This window comes from Citrobacter freundii complex sp. 2025EL-00176 (assembly GCF_053309355.1).
On sequence record NZ_JBRYHT010000009.1, the window covers coordinates 44,332 to 65,042 of the forward strand.

Annotated in this window: 16 protein-coding genes and 1 pseudogene; 8 read left to right on the forward strand and 9 right to left on the reverse strand. The window is 47.7% G+C overall.

Going from position 1 to position 20,711, the window contains the following annotated elements; all coding sequences use genetic code 11:
* The first annotated feature begins 121 nt into the window (after positions 1-121).
* From ACVXHP_RS16930 to ACVXHP_RS16945, 4 genes are all read left to right on the forward strand, one after another.
* Positions 122-754: a LysE family transporter gene (locus ACVXHP_RS16930; protein WP_200007864.1), complete on the forward strand. Its 633-nt coding sequence runs from the start codon at positions 122-124 to the stop codon at positions 752-754.
* Positions 755-834: 80 nt separating this feature from the next.
* Positions 835-2,223, forward strand: coding sequence for a diguanylate cyclase (locus ACVXHP_RS16935; RefSeq protein ID WP_200007866.1), 1,389 nt, complete (start codon positions 835-837; stop codon positions 2,221-2,223).
* Positions 2,224-2,443: 220 nt separating this feature from the next.
* Positions 2,444-3,538 (forward strand): 4Fe-4S binding protein, encoded by a 1,095-nt coding sequence (locus tag ACVXHP_RS16940; RefSeq protein ID WP_316128416.1) that lies wholly within the window; start codon positions 2,444-2,446, stop codon positions 3,536-3,538.
* 135 nt (positions 3,539-3,673) lie between these two features.
* Positions 3,674-4,222, forward strand: coding sequence for a hypothetical protein (locus ACVXHP_RS16945; RefSeq protein WP_316128417.1), 549 nt, complete (start codon positions 3,674-3,676; stop codon positions 4,220-4,222).
* A 100-nt stretch (positions 4,223-4,322) separates the two neighbouring features.
* Here the strand turns inward: ACVXHP_RS16945 and foxA are convergent, their stop codons facing one another.
* The 8 genes and pseudogenes from foxA to pepT form a co-directional block, all read right to left on the reverse strand.
* The gene (gene foxA / locus ACVXHP_RS16950) at positions 4,323-6,431 is read right to left on the reverse strand and encodes a ferrioxamine B receptor FoxA (protein WP_165408425.1); all 2,109 of its coding nucleotides are present in this window, start codon (positions 6,429-6,431) and stop codon (positions 4,323-4,325) included.
* Between the two features lie 121 nt (positions 6,432-6,552).
* A complete protein-coding gene (locus tag ACVXHP_RS16955; protein ID WP_447571860.1) occupies positions 6,553-7,533 on the reverse strand; it encodes a helix-turn-helix transcriptional regulator in 981 nt (326 codons plus the stop codon).
* A 174-nt stretch (positions 7,534-7,707) separates the two neighbouring features.
* On the reverse strand, positions 7,708-8,523 hold the full coding sequence (locus ACVXHP_RS16960; RefSeq protein ID WP_447571930.1) for a methyl-accepting chemotaxis protein: 816 nt from the start codon (positions 8,521-8,523) through the stop codon (positions 7,708-7,710).
* Positions 8,515-9,291 (reverse strand): annotated as a pseudogene (locus tag ACVXHP_RS16965) (HAMP domain-containing protein); the annotation flags it as partial. The pseudogene ACVXHP_RS16965 and the gene ACVXHP_RS16960, both read right to left, overlap by 9 nt.
* 316 nt (positions 9,292-9,607) lie before the next feature.
* Positions 9,608-9,856: a hypothetical protein gene (locus tag ACVXHP_RS16970; RefSeq protein WP_233612645.1), complete on the reverse strand. Its 249-nt coding sequence runs from the start codon at positions 9,854-9,856 to the stop codon at positions 9,608-9,610.
* Between the two features lie 15 nt (positions 9,857-9,871).
* Positions 9,872-10,501 carry a DUF2913 family protein gene (locus tag ACVXHP_RS16975; protein ID WP_447571861.1) on the reverse strand — a complete coding sequence of 210 codons (630 nt, stop codon included), beginning with the start codon at positions 10,499-10,501 and terminating at the stop codon, positions 9,872-9,874.
* Between the two features lie 298 nt (positions 10,502-10,799).
* Positions 10,800-12,161 (reverse strand): C4-dicarboxylate transporter DcuC, encoded by a 1,362-nt coding sequence (dcuC, locus tag ACVXHP_RS16980; RefSeq protein WP_447571862.1) that lies wholly within the window; start codon positions 12,159-12,161, stop codon positions 10,800-10,802.
* On the reverse strand, positions 12,158-13,414 hold the full coding sequence (pepT, locus tag ACVXHP_RS16985; RefSeq protein WP_447571863.1) for a peptidase T: 1,257 nt from the start codon (positions 13,412-13,414) through the stop codon (positions 12,158-12,160). Before pepT ends, dcuC begins: the two co-directional genes overlap by 4 nt.
* A gap of 1,282 nt (positions 13,415-14,696) precedes the next feature.
* On the opposite strand from pepT, the gene ACVXHP_RS16990 reads away from it, so the two are divergent.
* Both ACVXHP_RS16990 and ACVXHP_RS16995 read left to right on the forward strand, forming a co-directional pair.
* Positions 14,697-14,954, forward strand: a complete 258-nt coding sequence (locus tag ACVXHP_RS16990; RefSeq protein WP_200007889.1) for a YjhX family toxin — start codon at positions 14,697-14,699, stop codon at positions 14,952-14,954.
* 10 nt (positions 14,955-14,964) lie between these two features.
* The gene (locus tag ACVXHP_RS16995; protein ID WP_447571864.1) at positions 14,965-15,711 is read left to right on the forward strand and encodes an SAM-dependent methyltransferase; all 747 of its coding nucleotides are present in this window, start codon (positions 14,965-14,967) and stop codon (positions 15,709-15,711) included.
* Between the two features lie 43 nt (positions 15,712-15,754).
* On the opposite strand, the gene ACVXHP_RS17000 is transcribed toward ACVXHP_RS16995, so the two are convergent.
* Positions 15,755-16,330 (reverse strand): DJ-1/PfpI family protein, encoded by a 576-nt coding sequence (locus tag ACVXHP_RS17000; protein ID WP_200007893.1) that lies wholly within the window; start codon positions 16,328-16,330, stop codon positions 15,755-15,757.
* Between the two features lie 407 nt (positions 16,331-16,737).
* Here ACVXHP_RS17000 and ACVXHP_RS17005 point away from each other — a divergent pair, with 407 nt between their 5' ends.
* Positions 16,738-17,850 (forward strand): agmatine deiminase family protein, encoded by a 1,113-nt coding sequence (locus tag ACVXHP_RS17005; protein ID WP_447571865.1) that lies wholly within the window; start codon positions 16,738-16,740, stop codon positions 17,848-17,850.
* Positions 17,851-18,353: 503 nt separating this feature from the next.
* Positions 18,354-20,576 (forward strand): EAL domain-containing protein, encoded by a 2,223-nt coding sequence (locus tag ACVXHP_RS17010; protein ID WP_447571866.1) that lies wholly within the window; start codon positions 18,354-18,356, stop codon positions 20,574-20,576.
* The last annotated feature ends 135 nt before the right edge of the window (positions 20,577-20,711 follow it).

The window sequence follows — 20,711 nt, forward strand, 5'->3', positions numbered from 1 at the left end:
AATTTAGGCGCATTTCACAATACAGTGTGAGTGAATACGCAGAATGACAAACGCGCTAAAATTATAGTGTTAGCAGTCTAAGCATGCCGCAGGCCCGCTCTCACTAATGGAATCGTTGTCTATGGAACCTTTACACGCCGTCGTACTCACCATCAGCCTGTTTGTTTTAACCTTTTTTAATCCCGGCGCGAACCTGTTCGTGGTGGTGCAAACCAGCCTGGCCTCTGGACGACGCGCAGGGGTGATGACCGGTCTGGGCGTGGCCTTAGGCGATGCGTTCTACTCCGGCCTCGGGCTCTTTGGCATGGCGACGCTCATTACCCAGTGTGAAGAGATATTTTCACTGATTAAAATTGTCGGCGGCGCCTACTTGCTGTGGTTTGCCTGGAACAGTATTCGCCATCAGGCTACACCGCAAATGCCAACGTTACAGCAGCCGATTTCCGCCCCGTGGTACGTATTTTTCCGCCGCGGGTTATTAACGGATTTATCTAATCCGCAAACCGTTCTGTTTTTTATTAGTATCTTCTCCGTCACCCTCAGCGCAGAAACGCCTACGTGGGCGAGGCTAATGGCCTGGGCAGGTATTGTGTTGTCTTCCGTCATCTGGCGTATTTTTCTCAGCCAGGCGTTTTCTTTGCCCGCCGTGCGCCGTGCGTATGGCCGTATCCAGCGGGTTGCCAGCCGGGTGATAGGCGCTATTATCGGCGTCTTCGCGCTCAGGCTTATTTATGAAGGTATCAGCCATCGTTAAGAGAGTTTAACTTGACCATTGTGACGTAATTGTCCGTAATACCGCCTGAATTTTTAAATCGCATTTTGAGTGGCAGTGAGATGGAACAGGTTGCTCCGGTTAACGACACATTACTCCTTACAGAATGGCAGGCGTTGTTACGTCAAACATCCCCTGAAGTTCATACGATCCTGACATCATTAAGCGACGAAGAGATCCGCCATTTAGTGAGCGTTTTTTATGACTATATGCTCTCCCATGCGGAGAGTGCATTGTTCCTCAATACTGAACAGGTCAGCACCCGCCTCAGCGGCAGTATGTTTGACTGGCTACGCAGCGTACTCGGCAGCGCGCATGAAGACCTCTCACAACTGCTGGCAAAACAGCGCAAAATTGGCGTGGTACATGCCCGCATCGGGCTGCCTATCGATCTGGTTAATCGCGGCGCGCGTAAGTTGAAAGATGAATTGTATCGGGTCCTGAAAAAGAAAGCGGAATACTCGCCTGCCCTGCTGAGCGACGCTATCTGTTTCAGCAGCCTGGCAATGGATACCGCCCTGGAGGCCATGACCGTCTCCTATTCCCCCAGCTATCAAAACTCCATGCATACGCAGGAACAGTATCGCCTGCAGACCATTTACGATGACGTCAACGTCGAACGCGAGCGGCAAATACGTTCATTTACCGACTGGGAAAACCAGTTTATCTATAATATCGCCACCGGAATGCCTTTCGGTGAGCTGGTTCTTTTGGCGAATTCTGATTTTGGTATGTGGTTCGCACACAAGGGAAAATACATTCTGGGCAACAGCAATCTGCTGAAAGAAATGGAGTCGCTGATTGCGGAAATCGACAACCGCCTGACCACCACGCTGTCGCATCAGCATCAGGCGACAGAACCTGAACGGATGAGCTTGTTGCAGGATGTTCGCCAGCTCTCGGCAAAAATCCATTTCCTGCTCGCCTCAATGTTCGACGCGCTGGTGAAGCAGGAAAATGGTAAAGACTCACTGACGCAATTGCTTAACCGCCGCTTTATCCCGACCATTATGCGGCGTGAGATCTCGCTGGCGTTACATACCCGCAAGCCCTTTACCCTGGCGATGCTGGATATCGACTACTTTAAGCAAATTAACGACAACTACGGGCATAACACTGGTGATATGACGCTCAAAAACGTCGCGGCGGTTATTTATGATCATATTCGCAGCAGCGATTACGTGTTCCGCTACGGCGGCGAAGAATTTATGATTCTGCTTGTCGAGTCAGATCAGTCTCAGGCCAGTATTATCCTCGAAACGCTGCGTATGAAAATTGCCGAGATGCGCATGGCGGCCTCAGCGACAGAAGTGTTTTCTGTCACCGTCAGTATTGGCATCGCCGAATATGACTACCATCCTGACTATAAGCAGTTGGTTGATAAGGCCGATCGGGCGCTGTACCTGGCGAAAAGTAATGGCCGCGACCGCGTAGAGATATTTCAGGAATAACCTATTTCTCCACAGAGAAATAAATACCCCGTTAAGGGTATTTATCTGACCTGCGATAAGTATCGGGCTGTTATTTTTATTCAGGCATATTCGCGCCATAAAAATAACAGCCGCTTAATAAGATGCAAATCAAATACACCAAATCTGAATAGCGCTAGCATATCCCGGTGATGACGCCTTCTGAAAGCAGGAGGGGAAATATGAGGGATAATGTGAAACCATGAACGGGAAAAAGAGAACGCGCTGGCAGCGTCGCCCAGGCACGACCGGAGGCAAAATGCCGTGGAATGACTGGCGTAATGCCAGCACCTGGCGAAAAGCCACCCAGTTTCTCCTGCTGGCCAGCAATATCTATATTGGCGTGACATTTTATTATTGGGTCCGCTACTTTGAAACTGCCGGTACCAGCGTCTATATTCCAAGACCTGGCGGCATTGAGGGATGGCTGCCTATCGCGGGTTTGATGAATATCCGCTACACGCTGGAGACCGGTTTTCTCCCGCCCATCCATGCTGCCTCTATGCTGCTGCTAGTTGCGTTTATCCTGATTAGCCTGTTGTTAAAAAAAGCCTTCTGTTCGTGGCTATGCCCGGTTGGTACGCTTTCCGAACTGCTTGGTACTCTGGGAAGAAAAGTAGTGGGTCGCAACTTCACGCTGCCGCGCTGGCTGGATATCCCACTGCGCAGTCTGAAGTATCTGCTGTTGGGTTTCTTCCTGTATATCGCTCTGTCGATGCCCGCCCAGGGAATTCAGTACTTTCTGATGTCGGCCTACGGCATGATCATTGACGTGAAGATGCTCGATTTTTTTCGTCATATCGGCTCCGCCACACTTATTTTCGTGGTAGTTATCAGCGTCCTGAGCCTGTTCATTCGTAACGCCTGGTGCCGTTATCTGTGTCCTTACGGCGCACTACTTGGCCTGTTCTCTCTGCTCTCGCCGTTTAAAATCCGGCGTAATGCAGACAGTTGCATTGACTGCGGGAAATGTGCGAAAAACTGCCCGTCGACTATTCCGGTTGATCGACTGATTCAGGTGCGTACCGTGGAATGTACCGGCTGTATGACCTGCGTTGAATCCTGCCCGGTGGCCTCTACGCTGAGCTTTTCACTGCACACCCCACCAGGGGAACAAGGAAACGGCAAACCGTTATGGCGGCAAACGGCATTGTCAGGCGTTGTTATGACTATACTGGTGCTGGGTATTCTTTTTGCCACCGTTGGTTATGCGGTTTATGCCAATGTCTGGGATACGCCGGTGCCCGAACACATGTATTTCCAACTGATCCCGAAGGCTAAAATGATCGGCCATTAATGTTGTAATAACCCTGCCAATTCTGGCAGGGTTTCCCGCCTGTTCCGCCATTTTAAGACTATTGTCCTTGTGCCTTCACGCCCCGGTTTATACAACCTTAACTATCACCATTAATTATTCATTTTCTATTTTGTTATGGCTGACTGGGTTCACAATAATGAACAGGACAATATTATGACTAAAATAAAACTGGCACTGCTATTACCTCTGTTTCTGGTGGGTTGTACGATGAGCGATGGGGAATTAAGGAACGCTTACGCACAGCATTATCAGCAACCCGCCGCGTATGTCGAGACTTATAAACAGAAGATAGCCAGCATGGATATTAATACCCTGGCCCAATATGCCGCCGCAGAAGATAAGAAAAAAATGCGTGGGCAGCCGAGACTGAAAATCGACGAATTCATTACCATTGAGAACGTACAGGCGAAAGCGAATCGGGTGGTCTACGATTACTCGCTGTCAGAGAGCTGGCTGGCGCTGTCTGCTGACAAACAGCGCGAGAAGCAGACCAATATGAATAAAGATCTGATCTACCGTACCTGCTCGCTGGAAACAGTACGTCTGGCGCAGGCGAAAGGGCTGGAAGAAGAGCATAACTATTACAGCCGGTACCCAGACAAAATCGCCTTCACTCTGAGAACCAGCGCGCAAATTTGTATGCAAAACGGTTTTACAAAATAGCCGCAATCCACTACGACTGATGCGCTGCGCTTATCCGGCCTACAATTTACACACTACCGTAGGCCGGATAAGGTGCCAGCGCCGCCATCCGGCTAAAGCATCAGAATTTCCAGGATACGCTGCCGACAATGCTGCGCTCAGCGCCAAAGTAGCAGTATGAGAGCGAATTACAGGCCGCAACGTAGCGCTTATCGGTCAGGTTGTTGACGTTCAACTGGGCGCTCAGTCCTTTAATACCGATATTCGTTAAATCGTAGCCAATTGCCATATCCACCAACGTATAGGATGGCAGGGTATGCGTATTCAGACGATCGCTGGTGATCCCATTGACATAACGCACGCCCGAGCCGAGCGTCAGACCATCCAGCGGGCCACTTTTCACATCGTAGCTCAGCCAGGTGCTGGCCTGATTCCGTGGTGCATACACAGCACGCTTGCCCTGCTCCTCCGGACTGCTTTTCTTGTAGCGGATGTCGGTATAGGTATATGCCGCCTGCAGACGGAAGCTGTCCGTCAGCTGACTTATCGCCTCCAGCTCCACCCCTTCAGATTCAATTTCCCCAATCGAGCGGTACGGATCGGTCGGCTCTTCTTTGGTGGCGATATTGGTTTGATTAATGCGGAACACCGACGCGCTGAACTGACTGTTAAGTCCTTCCGGTTCATATTTCAGCCCTGCTTCCCACTGCTTGCCTTTCATCGGATCCAGCAGATTGCCGTTCTCATCGGCAAAGCTGGTTGGCGTAAAGGCGGTGGAATAACTCACGTACGGCGCAAAGCCGTTATCGAACAAATAGAGCAATGCGGCGCGGGTACTAAAGTTGTTTTTATCCAGATCGCTGCGGGTATCGTTGATCTTATCAATGTTAGAAACGCTGACCTGATCGTAGCGACCGCCGAGCGTAATACGCCAGCGATCCCATGACATCTGATCCTGTAAATAGTAGCCCGTCTGGCGCAGCTTGTGCTTTTCACGCGCATACATGTCGATATAATCCGGCTTCGCGCCATACACCGGGTTAAAAGCGTCGATCGGCGGGAATGCGCCGTAGTAGCCGGTGGTATTGTTGCTGCGATCCTGATAATCAATCCCCACCAGCAGACGATGGTTGACCTGCCAGGTATCAAAGCTGCCGTCGAGCTGGTTATCCAGCGTAATCGCCGACATTTTTTCATCCGAGCCGGAATAGCCGCGATTAAGCTCGGTTTCGTTCAACCATCCCGCCGCATATACCTGGTTCAGTTCAACGTCGGTATGCAGATAGCGCAGCTTTTGCCGCACCGACCAGCCGCTATCAAACATGTGCTCAATATTGTAGCCCACCATGTTTTCACGGCGATCGTATTTGTCGTAATCATCCTCACCTTCGTAAAAGGTGTTAGAGATCTTTTGCCCGTAATGCGGAACGACTGTGCCGTCATAGGGCAGACCGGAGTGGCTACCGCCTTCTGGATCGCGATGCAGATAGGCCATCAGATCCAGACGTGTCTGGTCGGTGATGCGCCAGGTCAGACTGGGCATCAGCGCGTAACGTTCTTCTTTCAATGGGCCAAACTGTGAGTCCGCGTAACGCGTCATCCCGCTCAGGCGCGCCGCCACACGATCGTTATCATCCAGCGCCCCGGTAACGTCAAACGCCGCGCCGCGCTGATTATTGTTGCCGGCAAACAACTTTACTTCCCCACCCGCGTCGAACGACGGCTTACGCGACGTCAACGCGACGATCCCCCCCGGAGAAGAACGCCCGTACAGTACGGAAGCCGGACCACGCACCACTTCGATATCTTCAAGGAACCACGGATCGACCACCAGCGAGCTGTGTGAGTTGGTATCGCCCATCATCTTCAGACCATCGAGATAGACGTTGTCCAGGCTGCCATCGGAGAAGCCGCGCAGCACAATGTAGTCAAAGCGGTTGGAGGCGCCAATCTGATTGCTGTAGACCCCCGGCGTATAGCTAACGGCCTGGCGCACGCTGGTTGCGCCCTGCTCTTCAAACTGTTCGCGGGTAATGATGGATACCGATTGCGGGGTTTCAATATCCGGCGTGGCAAGCTTGGTGGCCCCGCTCTGCATTTGCGAGGTGACAACGACCGTATCGTTTTTTGTTGTTTCCTGCGCCAGCAGAGGAAAAGCCACGCTGCCGGTCACCCATCCTACCAGCAGCGCCAACCGAGTCTTCGCGAACATGAGTATCTCCAAAGGCATTTCTAATTGTAAGTGAGAATTATTACCTTTTTGCTGACGGAGATAGCTATGCCGGATGCCAGATTACCTATGCGCAGTGCCAAATTGTCTGCCTGCAACGTGCGCAAAACGCAAAAATGGATTAGCAAAGCTTGAGCAAATCGCCTGGCGAAAAACCGTAACGACGACGAAAGGCGGTAGAGAAGTTGGTGGCATGCTGGTATCCCGACATCCAGGCTGCCTGCTGTACGCTGTATCCTTCCAGTAAATAACCGCGCGCGCGTTCCAGGCGGCAATCGCGCAGGTAATCAAAGACCGAACAGCCATAGGCTGCGCGAAACTTGCTACGCAAACTGCTGGGACTCATCGCCGCGCGTTGCGCCAGCTCATTGAGCGTGTGGTCATTTTCAGGATTCTGTTCCAACAGGCGACGAACGACTTCCAGCCGCTGCTGTTCACCGCTGGCCGCAAGGTGTTTGCCGCTCTCGACCTGGCACACGCTGAGACCATGGCCGAACAGTTGCAATATCAACCCTTCCAGCATCAACTGACGAGAGACATTGCTGAGCGTACCCTGCTGCGCATACTCCAGACCACTGAGTAAAAATCCCGGCACCTGCCAGATAAGCGTCGGCGTCTGGCATCTTTCCCACTCACGCATCAACGATTCGAGCAACCCCGTGCGCCACGCGCCGTCGGGATACAGACCGAGCGATAAGGTTCGCAGTTTGCAGTCGGCATGATGGCGGGCGCGCATCGTCTGGTGCTCGCTCAGGCGTGAGCTAAATGCCATGCCGGAACGTACCACATGTTCCTGGCCGTTAAGCGAGAGGATCACGCAGCCTTCCAGTACCACCAGCATATACAGGGGACTGCTGTGGCGGGAGGTGGTTTCGTAGGGTTGCAATACTTGTACATCAGAGTGCGTCACGCACATCCCGCAGGGAAGCGTCATCTCCTCAATTTCACCTTGCAGCACAGGGCTAGCGGACGGCAAGTCCGGCTTTTGCGCCAGCAGGGGAAAGCGATAGTCGATCCCATAACGCTCACCAAAATCCATAAACTCGCTGACGGAAAAAGTACGGGCTACGCGTCTGGACGCATTCAGAGTGGTGTTGTTCATGCTGTCTTCTGCACAGAAAATGGGATTAACAGGTTATGGCCAGGAGCAACATTACCATTCCCTGCGCGACACAACAATAATAATGAGAATTATTATCAATATGATTGAGGCACTATTTCCCGACAGCCAGCCATCTCATCAGACTGAATTTACAGCTGATGAGATGAGCATGTTCTACTGCTTGTCCTGCGTGCCCTGCTGCGGGTTTTCATCAACCTGAAACACAGCCACCGCCTGGGATAGCATTGCCGACTGCTCTTCCACACTGCCTGTCGTGGCGGCGATTTCCTCTACCAGCGACGCGTTTTGTTGAGTGACTTGCTCCATTTGCGTGACAGCAACGCGGATCTGCTCGATGCCGCTACTCTGTTCCCCCGATGCGCCGGATATATCTTCCATGAGTATATTGATATTGCGTATTGCCTTAGCAATGTCCGCCATCATGGCCCCACTGTTTTCAGCTATCTCCACCCCTTCCTTGACGCTGATTGCCGCCTTAGCCACCAGTTCGCTAATTTCTTTCGCTGAGGAGGCGCTACGTTGGGCAAGGGTTCTGACTTCACTCGCCACAACGGCAAATCCACGCCCGGATTCGCCAGCGCGCGCCGCTTCTACCGCGGCGTTTAAGGCGAGAATGTTGGTCTGGAAAGCAATACTATCAATCACATGAGAGATTTCATTCACGCTTTGCGCGTTGCGGCTGATCAGGTGAATTTTTTCAACCATGTCGCTCATTAAGCGCTCGCCACGCAATGCCATTTCCGTACTTTCACTCGTCATGGCGGACGCCTGATGTGATTTATCAGTGTTATTTTTGGTCGTTACAGAAATCTGTTCCATACTGGCCGCCGTTTCAACCACCGCCGCAGCCTGCTGCTCCGTTCGGGTTGATAAGTCTGAATTACCCGAAGCAATTTCCTGCATTCCAATATTAATAGACTCAACGCCATCGCGGATCGTACTGACGGTCTCCCGCAGGCCGTTTTGCATATGTTGTAAATTTAAACACAGTAAGCCAATTTCATTGTTACCCGGCACCAGAACGGGATGACTCAGATCGCCTTTACCTATCCGTGAAAAATGCTCAGACACGATATTTAATGGCTGAATGATTGTTCGGTTTATCCAGAGATTGCAGAGAATAAAGATAAGAACCGTACCTGCAAGGAGCAAGGATATTTTAAGTATTGAGGTGTTAAACTGAACGTGTGTCTGCTCTACGATTTTTTCACCGACCAACATGGTTGATTTGAAGTAGTTCTCGATCTCCCTATCAAAATTTTTTCGCAAAGGCAGCAGCTCAGCGTTGGCATTTGTTTGTGTACCGACAATACTACCGTTAGAAAAAACCTCATTTAACTTATCAACATACTTTTGTTCAGCATTCATTTGTTGCTCAAAAGCAGTTCTGACGATTTTACCAACCTGCGGATCATCCGCCGTCAATCCTGGTATATCCCAAAAAATAGCGAACTGCTTTCTGGCATAGGCAATCTCATCCTGCACCTGTCGCAATGTCTGTTGGGTAGCAGCCGTATCTTGCAGTTGAATATTATCAAGAACGCTTCTTACTTTATAGGTAGCCCCAATGACGTTATGCAGCGCATCCTGTTCCTTTACTATATTGTGCAGTAGAAGCGTACTTTTTTGATTTCCCTTGAGATCGACTAATTCGAAACCATTAGAAAGGAATTGCATGAAGGTAAATACCAAAAGCAATAATAACAGGCTGGTTTTAATCCTCACATTTCTTAACATTTAAACATCTCCATAACAATTAGACAATCATCTCTGACTAAATTGTTATCGACACGCCACGTAATACCTTAACCAATAAAATGGTTAATTATGAGAAAGTTTCCCCGCTCACCATAGCCTAATAAATAACGTACGCCGTTGCTCACATGGCAGCAAACCGCCATTTTATTGGCGTGAAGAATTAAACTATAAAAAAACCAACATTAATATTATTTATGGATGAAAAAAACAGTTATATTAAACACCCTGCGCCACTGAGAATGGGCAAGATAGCCGTATCTGATCGGCATAAAGCGAACAAAGCACCAGCCAAACGTCAGAGAATATAGACGGTAACTTTTTCCTGACGATCTGCCGGCACCCTTACCCATGACATTGAATCAACTGCAATTGTCGCCATTTCATTTTCTAACCGGAGTAGCGGCGTGCTGTTATCTGGCGCAGAAGAACTTTCGCCAATCTCGAGAATGCCCCGAAAAGAGATAGATAAATTGTCAGCAGCATCCGACAACCTAATCCATTCGGTCGCGATCTCTAATTTTTGCTTTAACAATTCTCTGTTCATAACTTCTGCTAATCATTACTTATCAGTAAGAAACTGGAAGTGATGAAATTCATTAGAAATATCCTTCACAAATTCTACCGGGAGGTTGTGTTTGATAAAGGTTAATTTTGCGAACTCAACATCACCATACACCCGGATACAGAAAGGTTTGACAATCTCGCCCTGAGTGCCAAAGCACTCCTGAAGTCTGGTATCATCCATAAAAATAAAGTTACCCTTCCTCACTTTAATATTATCATGCAGGTCACGCCACTTCTCTGGTGTGAGTAGAAAGTTCTGCCATCCGTTGTTTCTCAACATTTCAATCGCGTGGGTGAATTTAAAATAATCATTTTGCATTGTCACGTCACCACTTGAGGTGGCATACAAATATTCTATTTTAAATTTTAGCTGTGCGTTGAGGCTTTTTTTCTTGCCTTCATCAATTAACCATTGAAGCTCATTGGCAATACTCCGCGAGAAGAGTTTTCTTTTTTTTGCGATTGCCAACCAATGCATAATAAAAATATGCTCTGACATTTTAGAGTAGATCTTGTGATCCTGTATTGCGATACCAATTGCAACTAACGCGCTCCAGGTAAACGCCTCCAGGTCATCCTGATAATGATGCCTCGATTTACTCACTTTTCCTAAATTTTTTACCACTTAAAACCCACCCAGAAAAATCATTATTGCATTTAATTAGTTACTGCTCAATTTAAAAACCTACTACAACTAAAACCAGCATAATATGATCCAGATTAATTTATCTCAATGTAAAAAAAGAGCCATGAAACACATTATTTTTATTAACCATTTATAGCTACAAAGTTGACCACAAATAATAAGAATAGCTCGATAAAGATGAAAACTAATAATTATCACCAGTAATCAATACACCAATGCATCAAACCAGAAAACCTCCAGATTTAATGAACCGGAGGTTTGTCTGTGACTGCAATTGTTAGTAGAAAATACCGATGATTAGCGTATGGGTAACAAAACCGACAATCAACGGTACGGCGGTGCGTTTAACCACATCGAATGGGGTTATTTTTGCCCCGCTGGAAACGGCGATCACCACGCCAGATACCGGTGAAATTGCTCGTCCCATATGCGATGCCTGCTGCATCGGCAGAATCATGGCTACGGCATTCGCCCCCATACTGGCAGCGATTTGCGGGATAAGCTCAACGAACGCAAGGAATGGCGCATTACCCGATCCCATAATGATAGCCGCCGCAAGCGTCACCAGTGCAAACACCACCGCCATGGCAAATGGCGGTAATCCCACGTGTTCGGCCATCAGAATTAATTGATCAATCGCACCAATGACTTTAATACCATGAGCAAAAACACCCGCCGCAACCAGCAGTCCTACCACACCGGTAAAGGCAGTACCCATTCCTTGCAGAAAATGGCTAAATCCTTCGCACACCGCCTTTAAATCTCGCACCCGAAGCCATTCAATCAACATACAAATAGCCATTGAAATGAGCACAATGGTAATGATATTCAGGTTAATACCGCTGACGAACATTTCGGAGGATCCCACTGCCATCAGGATCGGAAGCATGGGAAGCAGCGCATAAAAAGCAGGCGCTTTTCCTGAGTCAGTCACTTCAGCGCTACCGATTTCCCGTGGTAAGGTTCCCGCTTTACGGTCGCAATACCGCTGCCAGAAAAAATGGCAGACTCCCACGACCAAAACGGTAGCCAGAGCTGCCGGTCCCTGGTGGTAGACAACGTATTCCACCACATCCATATTGACCGCTTTCGATCCCCTGATAGCATCGATTGCCGTTGGGGTGTACGCCACGCCAAGCGAGGTGGCAATTACCCCGGCAGCAGAAGCAGCGGAAAGCCCTAATCCCAGCATAATGGGGAACATTGTTCCCATCAGCAGTACGGCGAGTCCAGTGGCTGAAGGAATAGCTAACTGCAGGAGACTGGCGAGCAGGTATGAGAAAAAAAGCAGAATATAGGGCGAGCGCAGCGCACGTAAGGGTTTTGTGACGACACGCACCACCGCCTCATTTGCGCCGATATGATCCATGTAGTGCGCAAATCCCATCAGCGCCATGATCATCAGGCCAAGATCGGCAGCGCGGGTGCTGAAAAGATCGCGCATAACCTCGAACGGATCGAGAAAGGAAATCCCCGTGCCAGCAACGCCTTTCGGTAGTACGGAACCCCACCCGGTGAGTGCGGTGCAAATCATTAGCACCAAACCCGCAATAAATAGCACGGGTTCCGCACGATAACCTTTCAGGATCAGACGTGCGACCACCACAATAACCAGTAGAGCAATTAACACCTGAATCATGACTGAGTTCTCCGCTGCGTGAACTCAGCAAAGGTTTCCTCAATAACCGCTACCACAACATCGCTGGCGGCCCGTAGTGAACGCACCGGCAGATATTCATAGATTGAGTGAAAATTATGGGCACCGGTAAAAATATTCGGACAAGGCAATCCTTTCTGCGATAAAACTGCACCATCATATCCGCCGCGCATGGCGACAGGTGCCGGCGTAATTCCACATTTCTGATAGGCGCGTAATGCAATATCAATCGGATAATGAGCATCGCCCTGCAAACTATTAAACACGTTCGCATAGCGATCGGCTAAATGACAGACCACGCTATTTTCACCCCATAGCGCGCAGGTACTAACGGCAAGCTGACGGATAAATGCCATACGCGCCTTATAGCCTTCTTCGCTAAAGTCGCGGATATCCAGCTTAAGCACCGTGCGGGCACTGTTACCCTGCAGCTGCTTAACCCAGTAATAACCTTCGCGCCCTTCCGTATATTCAGGCGCTTCTCCGCCTGGCAGCATAGCAATAAACTTATGCGCCATCAGCAGCGAGTTCTTTAACTTACCTTTGGCCGACATGGGGTGCGCAGACTGGCCGGTAAAGATGATTTCCGCATCGCCCGCATTCCAGTTTTCATAAACAAACTCCCCGATACCACAACAATCCAGGGTATACCCAAAATCAGCGCCGAAGCTGGCAACATCAAACGCTTTTGCGCCACGCAATCCTTGCTCTTCATCAGGCACAAAACCCACCTTCACCGGTCCATGTTTGATTTCGGGATGTGCCACCAGATACTGTAATGCGTTCATAATTTCGGCGATGGCGGCTTTATCATCAGCCCCTAACAGGCTGGTTCCGTCAGTGACGAGCAGATCATCACCGATATAATTTTTCAGTTCCGGGAATTCGCTTTCGCGCAGAAAAATATTCAGCTCTTTGTTCAGGCACAAATCCCCACCGCTATAGTGAAGACGTTGCGCATTTGTGTCCGCAGTCTGTTCCGCGCTGGTATCCAGATGTCCAAAAAATGAAACAACGGGAACCGTGTCATCGGTATTCCCGGGCAGTGTTGCCGTTACGATAGCGGTATCCCTGACCTCAATGTTTTCCATTCCTAATGCTTCAAGTTCTGCTGCAAGCAGTTTTGCCAGTACCATTTGACCAGCAGAAGAAGGCATTATCCCATTTGCGCCGTTTTCTCTTGAAGTCGTGGTATTGATTTTGGTGTAGTTGATAAAGCGTTCAACAATATCCATTCCAGGAGGTCCTTTAATATTTTATTGACGAAATACTGTAAGAGGAAGCTCGCGTACAGCACGAGTGATATAAAACAGGGAACTGGATAAAACCAGCGCTCATCCCGGAACGCTGATTTTATGAACATTACGACAATGATTTATATAAATGAATATAAAGAAATGAGTAATGACGCCTGTGACAAAAACGCCTTACTGATGGGTAAAATCATATTCCCTGTCGGTGTTTACTGCTATTTTCCATGGTGTTTAGCTAACAGAAATCATAAACGGCACTCGTAAGCCCAAGAGATAATAGAAATCATTTAGACTTCACTCCTCTATACCGGCCTAAGATATACCATCGCTATATTTTTTTAATGAACGAAGACTGTAACAGCAACATGCAACCGTTTGCACATCTCTACAAATAGCCACTTAACACACTAAAATCCGTGAGCAAGCTCACAATTATGTCAATAGCAAAAATTTCTATCATGCTGAAAAACCGTTAATTATAAGTAACGCTATATAGTACCCCGGTAAATAGATTCATCGTGATACTATTTCAGCATCACCGTATTATCGATTGAATAATACTTGCGCAATCATTAATTTAAAATACGGCCAACAATAGTATTAACACTTCTTTATTATGGAGATTAATAAAAAACACAGAAAAAAAACCTCTCCCCTGAGAAGAGATTCAGGGCAGAGGTAATACGGGTGTTAAGGACAAATTTATAGTTTTAGTGATAACGGAAGAGCTTCTTGCGAAACCGAGTATACACAACTTGCAACATTAAGAAAATTCTTAAAATTGATTAATCGCAAACTCGGTCGAAAATCATCAAAATAATAAAAAATGCCTTATCAAAACGGCAAATAAAACAACACAAAGATTAACCCACACTAATCAATTACATGGTGCTGAATGCGCTCACAATGCTGTGTCAGCACAGATATCATTCTGTGCGCAGACAGAATATCAAATTAATTTAATGCTTTAATAAATCCCTCACATAACGAAAATTTGAAGTTAATAAAGTAACTAAACGGCATAACTCGCTACAGATCACATTTTATGTATCAGGATTTTTCTCCTGAGATTTTGGCTGGTATGATTCGCCCGGTAAATACCTTTCAACTCAACCCGAGGCTTCGATGCTGGAGAATGTAATCATCTGATAATCAGCTTACCGACCTTTTCAGGCCGGACTGGTTATCAATGCGCCGAAATGGAATGCGGACACCGCTGTGTGTTTGCACGTTTTGCACATGATGATTAAACAGGTTTTCCAGTATGAATTTATCCCGTCAGGAACAACGTACCTTACACGTTCTCGCCAAAGGTGGCCGGATTCAGCACGTCCGCGACGCCTCAGGCCGCGTCACCTCCGTCGAATGCTACAGCCGCGAAGGACTGCTGCTCTGCGACTGCACCCTCGACGTGTTCAAAAAACTTAGAACCAAAAAGCTGATCAAGTCCGTCAATGGTCAGCCCTATCGCATCAATACCACCGGGCTGAACAACGTTCGCGCCCAACTGGATAATCGCTAAGGAGAGAGAGATGGATATCCCAAAAATTTTTACTATCAGCGAAAGCACTCATCGCATCCATAACCCGTTCACCGCGCAGAAATACGCCACGTTAGGCCAGGTACTGCGCATGGAGCCGGGAACCCGCATTCTGGATCTCGGTAGCGGCTCGGGCGAGATGTTGTGTACCTGGGCGCGCGATCATGGCATTTTCGGCGTCGGTATCGATATGAGCCAGCTGTTTAGCGAACAAGCAACGCAGCGCGCAGCGGAACTGGGCGTCAGTCAGCAGGTGAGTTTTGTCCACGCCGATGCAACGGGCTATATCGCTGAAGAAAAATGCGATATTGCCGCCTGCGTTGGCGCAACCTGGATCGCAGGCGGCGTCACCGGAACGGTCAGACAACTGGAGCAGAGTCTTAAGCCTGGCGGAATCATACTCATCGGTGAACCGTACTGGCGCCAGATGCCCGCAACGGAGGAAATCGCGCAGTCCTGCGGCGCGACCGCTGTCGCCGATTTTCTTTCCCTGGCGGAACTCATTTCTTCTTTTGACCCACTCGGCTATGACGTGGTTGAAATGGTTCTGGCTGACCAGGAAGGTTGGGACAGGTACGAGGCGGCAAAATGGTTGACGATGCGCCGCTGGCTGGAAGCAAATCAGGACGATGAGTTTGCAACGGAAGTCAGGGAGCAACTGAGAAGTTCACCGGGACGCCACGTCACCTTCACCCGAGAATACATCGGTTGGGGCGTGTTCGCACTCATGAAGAGGTAAGCTGTGTGGTCGGTATAGCCGGGAGGTTATACCGACTTTCTCATCACTTTGCCGCTGACTGCATTAATACTTCAACAAATTTAGCCAGCCACTGCGGATGTGCGGGCCAGGCAGGTGCAGTCACCAGATTACCGTCGACATGGGCTTGATCAATACCGATATCTGCATAATGTCCGCCGCTCAAACGCACTTCAGGGGCACAGGCCGGATAGGCGCTACAGGTGCGGTTTTCTAATATCCCTGCAGCCGCCAATAATTGAGGACCATGACAGACGGCGGCGATAGGTTTATCCGCTGAGTTGAAATCCTGCACCAGCTGAATGACATCCGGGTTCAGCCGGAGATATTCCGGAGCACGCCCGCCGGGGATCACCAACGCGTCGTAATCGACGGCCCGCGCTTCGGCAAAATTCGCATTCAACGTAAAACGGTGTCCCGGTTTTTCGCTATAGGTTTGCGCCCCATCAAAATCGTGAATCGCGGTTTGAACGTAGTCACCCTGGCTCTTATCCGGACAGACTGCATCAACACGATGCCCCAGCATTTGCAACGCCTGAAAAGGAACCATCGTTTCATAGTCTTCGACATAATCGCCAACCAACATCAGTATCTTCTTCATTCACATCCCCCACGCACGGTTATTAATGATGAGAAATAGCGGCCATCTTTACTATAGTCCACGCGATAGGTGACATTGATAAATACGCCAGAACATTCGGTCAGATCACAATCTACGGCAAGTCCGCCAGATGACGACCTTAGCGCAAACCTGCATGGTAAAACAGGGTTAATAAATATAAATTATTTATAAATATATATAGTTGAGAAATTTTAATAACAGCCAGAACCATCCATTATATAAAATAAAGCAATTGCAACGAATATATACTGTGCTATATTCCGCCTGCACTTTACCGGAAAACACCTTATTTATTATTTAATAAATAAGATTATGCACACACTGGTTATTATCTATTATTATTTTATTCACCTGCAGTCAGGTGAAAATACGCAAAGGTTATTCCCATGATGACAAGACGTTCATTCGTCAGGCAAGGACTGGTGACATCAGCAGGTATGCTACTTGCCGGTATGGCTGGCATCAGCTTTAGTCAATTTGTCCGCGCAACAGAAAACCGCAGATGGCAAATGCCGGATGAAGGTGCGCCGCATGCGGCCACATGGATGGCGTTTGGTGCCAGTGCGGAAATCTGGGAGCCTCATCTGCTGCCGGTGGTCCAGGAAAATCTGGCATTGGTCGCCAAAACCATCGCGGCATTTGAACCGGTGCATATGCTGGTACGTGAGGAGGACAGCGAACTCGCCGCGCGCCTGTGCGGGCCGTCGGTCAACCTGTTGGTTCACCCGATCGACGATCTGTGGATCCGCGATACCGGGCCGGTATTTGTAACAAGCGCCGGCGGCGGGCTCGGCGGCGTTGGGTTTAATTTCAACGGCTGGGGCAATAAGCAAGAGCACGAACGTGATGCCGAGGTGGCTGAATTTGTCGCCAGCTACGCTCAAGCCGAATATATCCGCTCGGCGCTGACTCTGGAAGGTGGTGGTATTGAGGTGGATGGCGAAGGCACGGCGATTATTACCGAGAGCTGTGTGCTTAATCCCAATCGTAATCCAGACGTCAGTAAAGCCGAGTGCGAAACTGAACTTAAGCGACTGTTAGGGTTGGAAAAAATCATCTGGCTGCCGGGTATCACTGGTAAAGATATTACCGATGGTCATACAGATTTTTATGCCCGATTCACGCATCCGGGTACGGTGGTGGCGGGTCTTGAGCCGGATCCATCCTCCTTTGACTATGCTGTCACCCGACGACATCTGGAAATATTACGTGCCGCCACGGATGCCAAAGGTCGACGCCTGGAGGTGGTGACGCTTGAAGGGCCGACCACCATCCGTCAGACATATGCGAGTGATGATTTCGCCGCAGGCTATATCAACTTTTATCTCTGTAATGACGCCGTGATTGCACCACAATTTGGCGATAAGCGTACCGACCACAATACCCATGCTATTTTGCAGGAGCAGTTTGCCGAGCGTGAGATTATTCAACTGAATATTGATGGCATTGCGGCTGGCGGCGGTGGAATTCACTGCGCGACGCAGCAGCAACCCTGTTAATCATTCGCAATGGCATGTTTTGCAGGAGAGCGGGGAGACTCGCTTTCCTGGCGACAGAAAAAGTGATTTCCTTAGAAAGGTATAACCACAGATTAATTTAAAAAACAAAGCAACAAAATTAACAACAACGAAATAAACAACATCAAATAATAACATTTCAATAGCTTTCATCGATCTTTCATCGTGTTTACGATCTGCCAAACCTATCGTTTAAATCTATCAAAACATTTATATTGATCGTTTTTATCGATCGTATATTCTGTACGAAATAAATGCTAATGACGGCATTTTTATTACCAGCGCAGTCAGAAAAATTCTTCTCTCTTGCGTTGTGATACACCAGAAAATTATCAAGGATTATGCTTAAACATTTACATAACATCTATTTAAATAGTTTTCAATTAGCAAAAACATCCAAAAATACACATTTTCAGCACCCGGTATAACCGGTTTTAAATAGATGGATTAAATTGAGAGCGGTGATAACTCACTGAGAATTGCGCATGATAATATCGTTAAAAAAAACGGCAAACATAAATTTCGTTAATGCATTTAGAGACTATTTTTGCGTAGGCATCGCATTTTTTGCTTTACAGTTTGTCGCAGGTCATCTCAGTAAGCAGGAAGATATTGCGGGTGTAACACTGCATTTTTACGATCTCACTTTACCTCTCATTTCCGCATTACTGGTTTTATACAGGAAAAAGGCATTCCCCATTTTAGGTGCCTTTTTCTTGTATGCGCTCTACTCTTACTCATTAGATTCGCTGCTAACGTTATCGGCTCAGCTACTGGCCGCTCTCATTAGCCAGACATTCTATTTGTTCTCGACAGGCAAACGAGGTGCCGTAAGCTTTGGCCGTAGCCAGCTTACAACCCTACGTATTGTTTGGCTGGTGTGCTGCAATTCCTTACTCTTTATCTCGATTGAGCACTGGTTCCAGTCGCGAGTTATTTCTGAACCAATTACTCATCTTTTTACACTGCAAACATTAATTAACTTGCAGTGGTTGATGAACTCTTGCCTGACAGGGATCCCTTTCTGTTACTTGTTGCTCAGAAGCGTTCAAAACCCAGTGTGGTGTGTTTTACACATTAGGCATGTGAAGACATTGATAAAATCCGGCCCACCTATTTTATGTCAAGTATTATGGCTGGTTCTGTTAGTCTGCATGATGTCCGCTTTGATTGTCAGCAGACAGGATATACTCATATTTACTGACTACTCATTACTGTGGCTTCTTCCGCTCATGCTATGGGGAGTGATCTGTATTGGTCATGCTTTTATATCCCCTGTTTGGGTGGCTATGCTCATCTTGCTAGGATATTACATAAATAGTTATATACCACCCGTTGACTATAATAACTATTTACATAGTCTGGTGATTTCTTCCACGATAGTGTTTGTCTTTTCTCTGACGATTGTCGTTGCTGGTGTACTTGCCGTCCGTAACCGAAAATACCTCCGACGCCTCAAACAACTTTTTAGATCAGAGCCTAATACTGGCCTGCCTAACTTTCAGGCCCTGCAAATGGATATCCGTAAATACTCAACTGAGTGCCTGTGTTACATCCGTTGTACTGAACTAAACACGCTAGAGCAAACTCATGGAATCGAGTTCCGTTTTGAGTTTGTAAAAGGGTTAAGCACCTATGTGCGTAAATTAATAAACGGGGCCGGTAACATCTATTATGCACCAGGCCACGGGATAATTCTTCGCCTTAATGCTATACCTGATATTACTGAACTGTATAAAAAGCTAAACTCTTTCCGTTTTATCTGGAAAGACTACCAATTAGGACTATCTTGCGGTATGGCGTATACCACCGAGAAAAATCTAATTAAAAATTTATCACTCGCAATTAAGCAGCTTAATACCCAAAGTTACATCTCGTTGATGCAGGGACAACCGTTGTTACTTAGCCCACACATGCCGGGGGATAGAATTGTCAGTCAGGCTGTGATTCGTCATATGTTGCAAAAAGCGATCGACAGACAGTCGTTTGAACTGATGGCTCAACCCATCGTATCAACAATGTTGGTTGTTCAACCGATCGTTTCAACCACTGGACTGACACGTTATCACGAGATACTTATTCGGATAAAAATGGTTGATGGTAAGTTAATCTTCCCAGATACCATCCTACCGGTTGCACGCGAGGCTGGACTACTCCCTGCGTTGGATATCACTGTGATTGAACAGACATTTCGTTTTATACAGTCACGGCAGAAATCTGAACCCAACAGCCATTTTTCTATTAACCTGACCCCAGATTCGCTTAATAAAATTGATTTTCTTGATAATGTTTTCACATTGTTTAGAAAATACGCCATCGCACCGGAACGTATCATTTTTGAAGTCATTGAGTCAGATATCATTGATAACGCCAATGTCACTGATGTTCTGAGAGCATTACGTAAAGCCGGTTCAAAAATTGCTATTGATGATTTTGGAACCGGAGCATCCAGTTATTCTCGATTACGAACGTTAGACGCTGACATTCTGAAGATTGATGGCTCATTCATCCGTAATATACTGACCGATGAGTTTAGTCGATGCGCGGTCAGATCGTTCTGCGAAGTTGCGAAACTGAAAAAAATGGAAGTCGTCGCTGAGTTTGTTGAAAATGAGGAAATTGAAAAGATGCTAATCACGATGGGTATTGGTTGGTTACAGGGATACCATATAGGGAAACCCGTTCCTATAGAGTTAGCTCAATTGTAATTCAATTATTATAATAATAATTATCTTACAACATTGATTCACTTACCGGCTCCCGTGCCGGTTTTTTTATTGCCTAATACAAGCAGTACATCAATTAAAGCAGGTATGCCGCCGCAGTCTGCCGCGGCATACCGT